Origin of the sequence: Streptomyces fagopyri (assembly GCF_009498275.1) — a bacterium.
Lineage (GTDB): Bacteria > Actinomycetota > Actinomycetes > Streptomycetales > Streptomycetaceae > Streptomyces > Streptomyces fagopyri.
On sequence record NZ_CP045643.1, the window covers coordinates 5,492,958 to 5,505,237 of the forward strand.

Below are 12,280 nucleotides of genomic sequence, written 5' to 3' on the forward strand. Positions count from 1 at the left end.
GGGGGCGAGCCGACCGGGGGTCAGCTGGTGCGGCCCTTGGCGTCGAACCGCTTCATGCGGTCCAGGACGGAGTCCGCGGTCGGCCCGTGCACCTCGTCGACGATGCGGCCGTCGGCGAGGAAGACCACGCGGTCGGCGTAGGCGGCGGCGACCGGGTCGTGGGTGACCATGACGACGGTCTGCCCCAGCTCCCGTACCGAGTTGCGCAGGAAGCCCAGCACCTCCGCGCCCGAGCGCGAGTCGAGGTTCCCGGTCGGCTCGTCGCCGAAGATGATGTCGGGCCGGGAGGCCAGCGCCCGGGCGACGGCGACACGCTGCTGCTGGCCGCCGGAGAGCTGGGAGGGGCGGTGGCGGAGGCGGTCGGCGAGGCCGATCATCGTGATGACCTTGTCCAGCCACTCCCGGTCCGGCTTGCGGCCGGCGATGTCCACCGGGAGGGTGATGTTCTCCAGCGCCGTCAGGGTGGGCAGCAGGTTGAACGCCTGGAAGATGAAGCCGATCTTGTCCCGGCGCAACTTCGTGAGCTGCTTGTCCTTGAGGGAGCCCAGCTCGGTCTCCCCGATGCGCACGGAGCCGGAGGAGAACGAGTCGAGACCCGCCACGCAGTGCATCAGCGTGGACTTGCCCGAACCCGAGGGGCCCATGATCGCGGTGAACTCGGCCTGGCGGAAGTCGACGGAGACCCGGTCGAGGGCGACCACCTGGGTCTCGCCCTGTCCGTAGACCTTGGACAGTTCCGTGGCGCGGGCGGCCACCGTGGTGGTCCGGTCGGCAAGGGGCGTGGTGGTCACGGGAGGGTGCTCCTGTCGGGACGACGGCGTTCAAGGGGGGACGTGTCCCATCGTCGCGGCCGTTCGGCGCCGTGTAGTCAGCCGCTGTTCCGGTTCCCGGGGCAGCCTCCGGTCGGACCGCGAGCGGCGGAGTCATACCTGGGGATGACGGTGTTCCCTGAGCCGCGTCCGGGTACGGCCGCGCGGGCGCGTCCGTTCGGACGGTGAAATTCCGTCATTCCGTATACGCGTCTCCGCGCGGTCCGAAAGGCTATTGGCAAGTGCTGATGGCCCGTACCGGTGGCTGATGCACCCTCAGACGTCAATAAAATAAGACAACATCGGTTCGCCCGGCCGCTGTTCGAGGAGCGGGCCCCGATAGGCTCGGAATCTCGACGCGGAGCCCATGGCCTGCCCGGATGGTGGAATGCAGACACGGCGAGCTTAAACCTCGCTGCCCCTCGCGGGCGTACCGGTTCAAGTCCGGTTCCGGGCACCTCCGACCTCTTCCGTTCGAAAATGGTGAAGCACATTTCACCAGGCGAACACAGGAGTGCGGCGAGCACGGCGAGCAAGGCGTAGGGGAACGCGAAGGGGCGTGCCGGATGCGTACCACCGTCGGGATCATCGGGGCCGGACCGGCCGGACTGCTGCTGGCGCGGCTGCTGCGCAACGCGGGGATCGACTCCGTGGTGCTGGAGAGCCACGACCGGACGTACGTGGAGCGGCGGCAGCGCGCCGGGATCCTGGAACAGGGGACCGCCGACGTCCTGCGGGCCGCAGGGGCCGGCGAGCGGATGGACCGGGAGGGGCTCAGGCACGACGGGATCGAGCTGCGCTTCGAGCGGGAACGCCACCGCGTCGACTTCCCGGCCCGCACCGGAGGCAGCTCCGTGCTGGTGTACGCCCAGACGGAGGTCTGCAAGGACCTGATCGCGCTCCAGCTGAAGGAGGGCGGCCCGCTGCTCTTCGGGGCCGAGGCGCTGGCGGTCGAGGGGGCGCGGAGCGACCGGCCCCTGGTCCGCTTCCGGCACGAGGGGCGCGAGGACGTGCTCGACTGCGACTACGTGGTCGGCTGCGACGGGTTCTGGGGCGTGGCCCGCAAGGCCGTGCCGGCCGGGCTCTCCCGCGTGTTCGAACGGACGTACCCCTTCGGCTGGCTCGGGATACTCGCCGATGTGGCGCCCTCCCACGACGAACTGGTCTACGCCCGCCACGAGCGCGGCTTCGCCCTGCTCAGCATGCGCTCGCCGGCCGTCTCCCGGCTCTATCTCCAGGTGCCCGAGGGCACGGAGGCCGGGGCCTGGGCGGACGGGGAGATCTGGGACGAGCTGGAGCGGCGTTTCGAGACCGGTGACGACTGGCGGCTGGAGCGCGGGCCGGTCACCTCGAAGTCCGTCACCCCCATGCGCAGCTACGTCCACGAGCCCATGCGGTACGGGCGGCTCTTCCTCGCCGGGGACGCCGCCCACATCGTCCCGCCGACCGGGGCCAAGGGGCTCAACCTCGCCGTCGGCGACGTCGTGACGTTCGCCCGTGCCCTCGAACACCTCGGCGACACCGGTTCGGCCGAACGCCTGGACTCCTATTCCGAGACCTGTCTGCGCCGCGTCTGGCAGGCCGAGCGGTTCTCGTACGACATGACGACCCTGCTGCACCGCGCCCCCGGCGCGAGCCCCTTCGAGGACCGCATCCAGCTCGCCCGGCTGCGCAGGGTGGCCACCTCGCGGGCGGCGGAGACGGATCTGGCGGAGGGGTACACCGGGTTTCCGCTGGAGTGAGGGAGCCGGGGCCGAGAGGGCCGGACGGGCGCCGCGGGCGGGGCCTGTCACGGCTTGGTACCAGTGCTCGCAGGCCAGGGAACACACGCGTACCTTGGCAGGACGAGGGAAAGATCCTCCCCAAGCAGTAGGGTCGATCCTTTGCCTACCTATTACCCTTGAGGCCAAGGCCGCGCAGGGTGGCCATGGAGGAGTGAAATGAGGAGCAGCAACCCGGTCTTCTCGCGACGGGGGTTCAGCCGCGACAACGGCTACGCGGGATTCAACGCGGCGCCGCAGGCCGGGGGACCCGCTGTCGGCACGCAGGCCAACCCGTACGCGCAGCAGGGCGGCAACCCCTACGCGCAGAATCCCTACGCGCAGCAGGGCCAGCAGTACGGCGCCCCGCCGCAGGCCCCGGTCACCACCGGCCGGATGACGATGGACGACGTCGTCATGCGCTCCGCCATGACGCTCGGCACCGTCACCGTCGGCGCCGTCCTGGCGTGGGCGCTGCTGCCCGTGTCGTCCACCAGCTACGGCCTCGCCATCGGCTCCGCCCTCGTGGCGTTCGTCCTGGCGATGGTGCAGTCCTTCAAGCGCAAGGCCTCGCCCGCGCTGATCCTCGGTTACGCCGCCTTCGAGGGCGTCTTCCTCGGGGTCATCAGCGAGATGTACAACGAGCGGTGGAGCGGCGCTCCCTTCCAGGCGGTCCTCGGCACCATGGCGGTGGCCGGCGCGACCCTGCTCGTCTACAAGGCGGGCTGGATCCGTGTGACCGCGCGGTACGCGCGCATCGGCATGGCCATCGCCATCGCCTTCGTGGTCGTCATGGCGGTCAACCTGCTGCTCGTCGCCTTCGGTGTGGCCGGGGACGGCGGACTGCGCAGCATGGGCCCGCTGGGCGCGATCGTCGGCATCCTGGCGATCCTCATCGGCGCGTTCTTCCTGACCCTCGACTTCAAGCAGATCGAGGACGGCATCGCGTACGGCGCGCCGCGTGAGGAGGCCTGGCTGGCCGCGTTCGGCCTGACCATGACCCTCGTGTGGATCTACGTCGAGATGCTGCGGCTGGTCGCCATCTTCAGCAGCAACGACTAGCGACACGGACGGCGTCGCCGGCGAGGCCGGCGGCAGGTGTCCGAAGGGCCCGCGAACCATCGGTTCGCGGGCCCTTCGCTGTTCGCGGATGCCTGTCGGGACGTCAGTCGGAAACCGGTGGTGCCGGTGGTGCGCGCTCAGAGAAGTTTGCGCGCGGCCCTCCTCAGGTCGTACTCGTGAATGATCGCCTTGGCGTGGCCGTACGCGAGGTCGTGCTCGGCGCGGAGCCAGCTGACCTTCTCCTCGAAACGGAAGAGAGCGGGGCCTTCGTCGACGGTGCGCAGCCAGTCGGAGATCTCACGACCGGTGCAGTGGGGGATGCGGGCGAGCAGATTCCGGTGGGTCTCCTGCGAGAACACTTGGGACATCGGCGCCTCCGGACGCAAAGGGGATGTAAGCCGGTCCTTCACGCCACCGTGCCTGAGGGTTGGGTTGTTGGCAACAGTCCCGTCGCGGCGCGTAGTCTCGCGGCGTGCTTGATACGACGTCGCTGAACCGAGCCGTGGACCACTTCGCCGACCGGTTGCGGGCCGCCCCGCAGAGCCGGCTGCAGCGGGGGGCGGCTGCCGAGGCACTGGGGCTGGCCAGGGAGTTGGCACTGCGTGCCCAGCGGGTGGAGGACCCCTCCGGGGAGCCCAGGGAGATGCCCGAGGCGGGGATGTTCGCCGCCGCGGACCAAATCACGGTCGCGGCGCACGATTTGGCACTCGTACTGAGGAACGAGGCGGAACTCGCCGAGGCGGTGGCGCTGGTGGAGGAGGCCCAGAAGAGGGCCGGGGTCTGACCCGCGCGAGCGGCTGTCGCGGGTCGGACCTGCCTGGACGGTGCCTTTCGGGGCGATGTCCCGCGCGGGCGGTGACCCGGGCGGGCGGTGAGGTGTGCGGGCGGCCGTCGCTCCGCCCGGCGGGAGGCGGCGGCGCTACAGCGACGCTATGACGCGGTCCGCCAGGATGTAGACGTTCTCCTCGCCGCACGCGAACGTGAGCGCGTACGCGCCCGAGACGCCCGAGCCGCCCAGCAGCACCGGCGTCTCGCCCGCGCGCAGGGCCGCGGCCAGCCGCTCCGCGGTCTCGCGGTGGCCCGGGGTCATGCAGAGCGTCGTCCCGTCCGTGAAGACGTAGACGTCGAGGGTGCCGAGCGGGCCCGGACGGACGTCCGCCAGTTCGGTGCGGGACTCGGCGAGTTCCTCCAGGCAGGCCACCGTGCGTTCGTGGTCGTTCGCGACGGGTGACTGGACCGGTACGAAGTCCGGGTGCGAGGGATGACGGCGGCGGGCGGCGGCCAGTTCGGGAGAGTCCCCGGTGGCGCCTCCCTGCGTGAAGTCCTTGGGGGAGAACTCCTCGGCGTCCAGGTCGGGCTCGGTGACCGTCTCCAGGTACTCCAGTCCCACGAAGTCCGAGGGGCGGGCCGTGAAGAGTTCGCTGTCGGTCAGACCGAGCAGCGAGGGCGCGTCCGAGGCGTCACGTGCCTCCTGGGCGGCCCAGAAGGCACGGGCCTCGGCGAGTTCCCGTTCCCGCTCCTCGGCGAGTGCCTCGGTCACCGCGGCGCGTATCTCGTCGGTGTCCGCGGCCGAGCGGGCGGCGGGCACGAGACCGTGCGCGACACCGGCGCGGTTCTCGGCGAGTTCGTTGCGCAAGGCTGCTACCTGCCGGCGCAGACCCAGCAGGGTGCGCAGAACGGCGACGCCCACGGCCGCGGTCGCGGCGGTGGTGAGCAGCAAAGCAATCGGCATGGCGCTCACTGACGTACTCCCGGTTCAAAGTCGACCCCCGACTTCCTACATCAGCTTGAAGGCCGGACTACCGAGCTGTCAGTGCGTAACGTCACGAATAGGACAGGGCTTTGGGCCACGGGTTTGCCTACGCAACGGCTCTGACCTGCGTGAATCGCTCTCCAGGGGGAGATAGGTCACATCTTGGAGGGGATTGGATCACAAATCGGCCCGGAGTCCCGGTGGCGACCGGGATCCGGGCCGATCCGATCACGCTGGGTCCAACCGCGGTCACTCGTAAGGATGATGCGCGGCCCCGGCGTGGACGATCGTGGATCAGCTGAGGCGTTCGATGACCATCGCCATGCCCTGGCCGCCGCCGACGCACATCGTCTCCAGGCCGAACTGCTTGTCGTGGAACTGGAGGGAGTTGATGAGCGTGCCGGTGATGCGGGCGCCGGTCATGCCGAAGGGGTGGCCGACGGCGATGGCGCCGCCGTTCACGTTCAGCTTGTCCAGCGGGATGTCCAGGTCGCGGTAGGACGGGATCACCTGGGCGGCGAAGGCCTCGTTGATCTCGAACAGGTCGATGTCGTCGACGGTGAGGCCGGCGCGCCGCAGCGCCTGCCTGCTGGCCTCGACCGGGCCGAGGCCCATGATCTCGGGGGAGAGGCCGGTGACACCGGTGGACACGATGCGGGCGAGCGGGGTGAGGCCGAGCTCGCGGGCCTTCGTGTCGGACATGATCACGAGGGCGGCGGCGCCGTCGTTGAGCGGGCAGCAGTTTCCGGCGGTGACGAGTCCGTCCGGGCGGAAGACGGGCTTGAGGCCCTGCACGCCCTCCAGGGTGACGCCGGCGCGCGGGCCGTCGTCCTTGCTGACGACCGTGCCGTCGGGGGTCGTGACCGGGGTGATCTCGCGCTCCCAGAAGCCGTTCTTGATGGCTTCCTCGGCGAGGTTCTGCGAGCGGACGCCGAACTCGTCCATGTCCTGGCGGGTGACGCCCTTGATCCGGGCCAGGTTCTCGGCGGTCTGGCCCATCGCGATGTACGCGTCCGGGACGAGGCCGTCCTCGCGGGGGTCGTGCCAGGTCGAGCCCTCGGACTCGGCGACGGCCTTCGTGCGGGCCTCGGCCTCGGCGAAGAAGGGGTTGCGCGTGTCGGGCAGGGAGTCGGAGTTGCCCTTGGTGAAGCGGGAGACCAGCTCGACGCCGGCCGAGATGAAGACGTCGCCCTCGCCGGCCTTGATGGCGTGCAGGGCCATGCGGCTGGTCTGGAGGGACGAGGAACAGTAACGGGTGATCGTGCAGCCCGGGAGGTGGTCCATGCCCATCTGCACGGCGACGATGCGGCCGAGGTTGTTGCCCTGCTCGCCGCCGGGGAGGCCGCAGCCGAGCATCAGGTCCTCGATGTCCTTCGGGTCCAGCTCGGGGACCTTGGCGAGGGCGGCCTGGATGATCGTGGCGGTCAGGTCGTCGGGGCGGATGTCCTTCAGGGAGCCCTTGAAGGCGCGGCCGATCGGGGAGCGGGCGGCTGAGACGATCACGGCTTCGGGCATCACGGCTCCATGGGCACTCGGGGTGGACGGGCGGGACTGCTTGGGAAGTTACCCGTCCGTACCGGCCAGGTCACCGCTCCGGTCGTGTGACTCCGGCCGCACTTTTCTAAGCGCTTGCTTTTTCTGGCGGACCTTCCTCGCCCCCGCCGCCCCTGCCCGACCCGTCCCGTACCCGGGGGCGGCAGCACCCAGGGGACGGGCCGGCTCAGGCCGAGGGCGTCGGCGCGGGGTCCGTGGCGGGGACCCGCCGGCGCCGGCGGCGTTTGAGGAGGGCCCATGGTCCGCGCGGCCCCGTGGGCATGGCCGCCGTGACCTCCGTACCGGCCTCGGACGCCGCCTCCGCGGCCGCCCGCGCCACCGGCAGGAACCCTTCGCGGCGGGAGACGTCCGGCCGTTCCTCCTCGGCCGGCCACAGGCCGAGCGCCGCGCACACCGTGGGCAGTACCGCCATCGCCGCGGTCGCGTACCCCTCGGCGGAAGGGTGGTAGTTGTCGGGACCGAAGAGCTCGCGCGGGTTCGCCTCGAACTCGGGGCCCAGCAGATCACCCAGTGACACCGTCCGCCCGCCCTGCTCGACCGTCCCGATGGTCTGCGCGGCGGCGAGCTGCCGGGAGGCCCGTCGGGCCAGCCAGCGCAGCGGCTGCTGGACCTGCTCGACGGTGCCCAGGTCGGGACAGGTGCCGACCACGACCTCGGCGCCGGCGGTGCGCAGCCGGCGTACCGCCGCGGACAGGTGACGCACGGATCGCGTCGGCGGCATCCGGTGGGTGACGTCGTTCGCGCCGATCATGATCACGCAGATGTCGGGCACCCGCGCGGTGTCCGTGAGGGCGAGCGCCACCTGCCGGTCGAGGTCGTCGGACTGGGCGCCCGGCAGCGCGACGTTGCAGAGCTCGACAGGGCGTTCGGCCACCGCCGCGAGCCCGGAGGCCAGCAGCGCGCCGGGTGTCTGGCGGGGCCGGTGCACTCCCTGCCCCGCCGCGGTGGAGTCACCGAGCATCGCGAGCCGCAGCGGCGGGCCGTCCTGCGTCGCGTACGCGTACCCGTACAGACCGTTCGCGCGGGGCGCCTGACCGTGCCCGTTGCCCACATGGCGCTTCGCCAGCTGCACCTCGGCCAGGACGACACCGATCGCGGCGGCGCCCACCAGACCGATCCCGCCGCCGCCGTACGCCGCGCCCGCCGCGATCCGCCGTGCCACCCTCGCCCTCGACAAGCTCGTCATGCGTCGCCGCCACCTCCTCGTAGCCGTACAACCACTGCTTGCCCCGTGGAACGGGTCGGCCAATCTCAACGACACGTGAACGCCCACGTGGGGCCTTAGGCTGACGGGACCATCCCTTTAGAACGCAGCTCCGGAGACAACGGTGCAATTCCACGACTCGATGATCAGTCTCGTCGGCAACACCCCGCTGGTGAGGCTCAACAACGTGACCGCGGGCATCCAGGCGACCGTCCTGGCGAAGGTTGAGTACTTCAACCCGGGCGGATCCGTCAAGGACCGCATCGCCCTGCGCATGATCGAGGCCGCGGAGGAGAGCGGCGCCCTCAAGCCCGGCGGCACGATCGTCGAGCCCACCAGCGGAAACACCGGGGTCGGACTGGCGATCGTGGCCCAGCAGAAGGGCTACAAGTGCATCTTCGTCTGCCCTGACAAGGTCTCCACCGACAAGATCAACGTGCTGCGGGCGTACGGCGCCGAGGTCGTCGTCTGCCCGACGGCCGTCGACCCGGAGCACCCGGATTCGTACTACAACGTGTCCGACCGGCTCGTCCGTGAGACGCCCGGCGCCTGGAAGCCGGACCAGTACTCCAACCCGCACAACCCGCTCTCGCACTATCACTCCACCGGCCCCGAGCTGTGGGAGCAGACGGACGGGCGGATCACCCATTTCGTCGCGGGCGTGGGCACCGGCGGGACGATCTCCGGCACCGGGCGGTACCTGAAGGACGCGAGCGACGGCAAGGTGCAGGTCGTCGGCGCCGACCCCGAGGGGTCCGTGTACTCGGGCGGCTCCGGGCGGCCGTACCTCGTCGAGGGCGTCGGTGAGGACTTCTGGCCGACGGCGTACGACCGGACGGTCGCGGACGAGATCGTCGCCGTGTCCGACAAGGACTCCTTCCAGATGACGCGGCGGCTCGCGAAGGAGGAGGGCCTGCTCGTGGGCGGGTCCTGCGGCATGGCCGTGGTGGCCGCGCTGCGCGTGGCCGAGCGGCTCGGACCCGACGACGTCGTGGTCGTCCTGCTGCCCGACAGCGGGCGCGGCTACCTCAGCAAGATCTTCAACGACGAGTGGATGGCGGACTACGGGTTCCTGGAGGACACGGGCCCGAGCGCGCGGGTCTGCGACGTGCTGAGCGACAAGGCGGGCGGCACCATCCCCTCGCTCGTCCACATGCACCCGGACGAGACGGTCGGCGAGGCCATCGAGGTGCTGCGTGAGTACGGCGTCTCGCAGATGCCGATCGTCAAGCCGGGCGCCGGCCACCCGGACGTGATGGCCGCCGAGGTCGTCGGGTCCGTGGTCGAACGCGAGCTGCTCGACGCGCTGTTCACCCAGCGCGCCTCGCTGCAGGACCCGCTGGAGAAGCACATGTCGGCGCCTCTGCCGCAGGTCGGCTCCGGTGAGCCGGTCGGCGACCTGATGTCCGTGCTCGGCACCGCCGACGCCGCCATCGTGCTGGTCGAGGGCAAGCCCACCGGCGTGGTCAGCCGCCAGGACCTGCTGTCCTTCCTCGCCAAGGGCGGCGCCCGACAGTAGGGACGGTCCGGAGCGCCCGGCCTGGGCGACAACGCCCCGGCCGGAAGGGTTTCCGCAGGTGACCGGGGGGAAATCTCCGGAAGTTCCCCTCCTGGGAGGGATCTTCCGGTCTTTCCCCGAGGACTTCGCGGAAGTGGTACGAGCGTGTCACGTCCGCGCAGCACCCGCTTAACACACGTCCGGCACATTGGTGGATGTCGGCAGGGCGGGAGCGGCTCCCCGCCCCGGCCGGCACCAAAACGGCGCCAAGGACCTCCGGAGCGGCTCCCGGACCTCCATGGACGCCAAGGACGCGCAAGCCCGGCCCTGACCCGGCCCGCGTCCCTCGCGGGGACCGCCGTCGTCCCGCCCCCCGGCAACGGGGGTGCGGCGGTCCCCGCGCAATACGTCGGAAGGGCCCGGCACCCCCGAGGGTGCCGGGCCCTTCCGTTTCCTCCGCCTCGCCGTTTCCTCGTGTGCCCGTGTGCCCGGGGCAGGACCCGTTCCTCGTGTCCGGTGCCCCTCGCCCGGGTCAGTCCTCCCAGTCCGACGTCTCCTTGCGGCGGCGGCCGAAGAAGCCCGGGGAGACACGCGCGGCCTGCACCACGTTGACCCCCACGATGCCGATCCAGGCGACGAGCAGTCCGGGCAGGTGGGCGATCCCGCCGCCGATCGCGGACAGCGGGACCGCCAGGACCAGCGAGACGATGCCGAAGCCGAAGCGTTCGCCCCACGAATCGGTCCCCTGTGGTGAGCGCGCGCCGCGGGCCACCACCATCTGCTGCTCGGCGAGCTGTCGCCGCACCCTTCGGTCGACCGCCCCGTCGAGTCGCTGCTCGACCTTCTCCAGGAAGGAGTCGACGAGCGCGGATTCGTACTCGTCGCCCAACTCCCTGCGCGCGTGCAGAGTGGCGTCGAGTTCCTTCTTCAGTTCGGCGTCGCCGCCCGCTTCCCTACCGGTCATGGTGTTCACGGTAGGGAGCGGAAGCCCCCGTGGCACTGGGGATAGCCCCCCTCTTGGGGAGGGGCCGCACCCCCGTACGGGGTGATCCCGGGCGATCCCGGTCGGCTCCGCGCCGGTTGCCCGTTCAGGCGGCGGGAAGGTCCAGCGGGCGCAGCTCGTCCGCGTACGAGACGGAGATCCGGCGCATCAGACCGTCCTCGGTGATGTCGTACTGGCCCAGCCGCCACAGGGGCGGCGAGTACGCGTGCAGCGAGACCGCGTCGTCGGTGGCGCCGGTGAGGCGGTGGATGTGCTCGGGGCCGAAGCAGAAGGACTCGCCCGCGCCGACCGTGACGGACGGATGGCTGCCGCCTATGCGCGGGTTGGTCTCGTTCAGCCCGCCCTGGACGACGGCGACGGCGCCCGAGGAGATGTCGTGGTCGTGCCACCCGGTGTCGTTCTGCCGGGTCCAGCACAGCAGCCAGACGTCGACGTACTCGTCGCGGTACAGCGAGGCGTAGTGCCGCTCCTCGTCGGAGAACGCGACCTGTTCGCGCCAGCGGTCGGGGCGGGTCGCGAGATCGTCGACGAGGGCCTGGAGTTCGCGCTTGTCGAGCGTGCGGTCCGGCAGGGCCTGGTACGTCATGGGGTGGCTCCCTTCAGCATGCGGTCGGGGTTGGCGGTGCGCAGGGCGTGGACGGCGGCGTCCGCGCCGAGGTCGGGGACGACGGGGGTCGCGTAGGGGCGGTCGCTGCCGCTGACGACCACGTCGATGCCGACGGCCCGGACGAGCGCGTCCACCGCGCGGGTTCCGTAGGAGGAGGTCTCGTAGAAGACGTCGAAGTCGATCTCGCCGCGCCCGCCGCCGCGGGCCGCGAGCCGCTCGCCGTGCAGCGGGGCGAGGCCCGCGAGGGCGGCGAAGCAGACACGCAGCCGGGGGTGGCGGGCGCGGCCGAAGGCGCGGAAGGCGAACCAGGCCGCGTGCATCTGGTGGAGGTAGGGCACCAGCGCCGGCCACCAGGGCGGGGCGTGCGGGGTCGGTGGCGCCGCGCCCGGGTGCACGAACAGCGGTTTGTCCTCGCGGGCCAGGACGTCGAGGAGCGGTGCGTGGCGCTCCCAGCCGGCCGCGTCCAGCAGTGCGGTGGCGGGGAGTTGGAGGCCGGCGCAGCCGCGGCGGAGTTCCCGTTCGACCGCCTCGGGGTCAGGCGCGGACAGACAGGGGGAGGCCCAGACGCCGAAGGGTGCGGGGAGGGCGAGCGCGCCGTCGTGGAAGGCGGCGAGCAGGGGCGCGGCGTCGGCGGGAGGCAGGAACTCGATGCCGAGAGGGCTGGAGAGGGAGACCAGGGCCAGGTCGAGGCCGTCGGCGTGGGCGAGCGCGGTACGGGCGGTGAGGTCGTGGTCGGCCGGGTCGACCTCGTAGGGCGGTTCGCCCGTCAGATGCAGGGTCCAGCCGTCGAGGCGCGGGGGTGCGGTGCGGGCGCGCAGCAGCTCGGTGAACGCGGGCGGCCATATGTGCTGGTGGACGTCGGTGGGCACGCGGCGGTCCTTGGAAGGAGTCCTGGAGGAGGGGCGGGAGGGGCAAGGCGCGGGCGTGGCTCGGGAAGAGGTGGGTCCGAGTCAAGTTAACCGCTTCACTTATGCGCTTAACTTAAGCGGTTAACAAGGTGTCGTGTCAAGCATGCGCCCGCGGCGCGGAC

At 71.2% G+C, this 12,280-nt stretch carries 12 protein-coding genes and 1 tRNA gene; 5 read left to right on the forward strand and 8 right to left on the reverse strand.

Annotated features, from left to right (window positions below):
• Positions 1-20 precede the first annotated feature (20 nt).
• Positions 21-791: an ABC transporter ATP-binding protein gene (locus tag GFH48_RS23695; RefSeq protein ID WP_153290177.1), complete on the reverse strand. Its 771-nt coding sequence runs from the start codon at positions 789-791 to the stop codon at positions 21-23.
• A gap of 392 nt (positions 792-1,183) precedes the next feature.
• Between GFH48_RS23695 and GFH48_RS23700 the strand changes: the two genes are divergently transcribed.
• The 3 genes from GFH48_RS23700 (at position 1,184) to GFH48_RS23710 (ending at position 3,631) form a co-directional block, all read left to right on the forward strand.
• Positions 1,184-1,266 (forward strand) — tRNA-Leu (locus GFH48_RS23700).
• A 109-nt stretch (positions 1,267-1,375) separates the two neighbouring features.
• Positions 1,376-2,551 carry a 4-hydroxybenzoate 3-monooxygenase gene (locus GFH48_RS23705; RefSeq protein ID WP_153290178.1) on the forward strand — a complete coding sequence of 392 codons (1,176 nt, stop codon included), beginning with the start codon at positions 1,376-1,378 and terminating at the stop codon, positions 2,549-2,551.
• 198 nt (positions 2,552-2,749) lie between these two features.
• Positions 2,750-3,631, forward strand: a complete 882-nt coding sequence (locus GFH48_RS23710; RefSeq protein WP_153290179.1) for a Bax inhibitor-1/YccA family protein — start codon at positions 2,750-2,752, stop codon at positions 3,629-3,631.
• A 137-nt stretch (positions 3,632-3,768) separates the two neighbouring features.
• On the opposite strand, the gene GFH48_RS23715 is transcribed toward GFH48_RS23710, so the two are convergent.
• The gene (locus tag GFH48_RS23715) at positions 3,769-3,999 is read right to left on the reverse strand and encodes a DUF4287 domain-containing protein (protein ID WP_148008763.1); all 231 of its coding nucleotides are present in this window, start codon (positions 3,997-3,999) and stop codon (positions 3,769-3,771) included.
• Between the two features lie 104 nt (positions 4,000-4,103).
• Here GFH48_RS23715 and GFH48_RS23720 point away from each other — a divergent pair, with 104 nt between their 5' ends.
• Complete coding sequence (locus GFH48_RS23720) at positions 4,104-4,415, forward strand: hypothetical protein (protein ID WP_194280653.1); 312 nt, start codon at positions 4,104-4,106, stop codon at positions 4,413-4,415.
• Between the two features lie 135 nt (positions 4,416-4,550).
• On the opposite strand, the gene GFH48_RS23725 is transcribed toward GFH48_RS23720, so the two are convergent.
• The 3 genes from GFH48_RS23725 to GFH48_RS23735 form a co-directional block, all read right to left on the reverse strand.
• Positions 4,551-5,363, reverse strand: a complete 813-nt coding sequence (locus GFH48_RS23725) for a hypothetical protein (RefSeq protein WP_153290180.1) — start codon at positions 5,361-5,363, stop codon at positions 4,551-4,553.
• A gap of 315 nt (positions 5,364-5,678) precedes the next feature.
• The gene (locus GFH48_RS23730) at positions 5,679-6,899 is read right to left on the reverse strand and encodes an acetyl-CoA C-acetyltransferase (RefSeq protein WP_153290181.1); all 1,221 of its coding nucleotides are present in this window, start codon (positions 6,897-6,899) and stop codon (positions 5,679-5,681) included.
• A gap of 205 nt (positions 6,900-7,104) precedes the next feature.
• On the reverse strand, positions 7,105-8,124 hold the full coding sequence (locus GFH48_RS23735; RefSeq protein ID WP_194280654.1) for an SGNH/GDSL hydrolase family protein: 1,020 nt from the start codon (positions 8,122-8,124) through the stop codon (positions 7,105-7,107).
• A gap of 142 nt (positions 8,125-8,266) precedes the next feature.
• Here GFH48_RS23735 and GFH48_RS23740 point away from each other — a divergent pair, with 142 nt between their 5' ends.
• A complete protein-coding gene (locus GFH48_RS23740; protein WP_153290182.1) occupies positions 8,267-9,661 on the forward strand; it encodes a cystathionine beta-synthase in 1,395 nt (464 codons plus the stop codon).
• A gap of 511 nt (positions 9,662-10,172) precedes the next feature.
• Here the strand turns inward: GFH48_RS23740 and GFH48_RS23745 are convergent.
• The 3 genes from GFH48_RS23745 to GFH48_RS23755 form a co-directional block, all read right to left on the reverse strand.
• Complete coding sequence (locus tag GFH48_RS23745) at positions 10,173-10,604, reverse strand: hypothetical protein (RefSeq protein ID WP_153290183.1); 432 nt, start codon at positions 10,602-10,604, stop codon at positions 10,173-10,175.
• Between the two features lie 124 nt (positions 10,605-10,728).
• The gene (locus GFH48_RS23750) at positions 10,729-11,229 is read right to left on the reverse strand and encodes a cysteine dioxygenase (protein WP_153290184.1); all 501 of its coding nucleotides are present in this window, start codon (positions 11,227-11,229) and stop codon (positions 10,729-10,731) included.
• Entirely contained in the window at positions 11,226-12,119 is an 894-nt protein-coding gene (locus GFH48_RS23755) for an amidohydrolase family protein (protein WP_153290185.1), read from the reverse strand. Before GFH48_RS23755 ends, GFH48_RS23750 begins: the two co-directional genes overlap by 4 nt.
• Positions 12,120-12,280 lie beyond the last annotated feature (161 nt).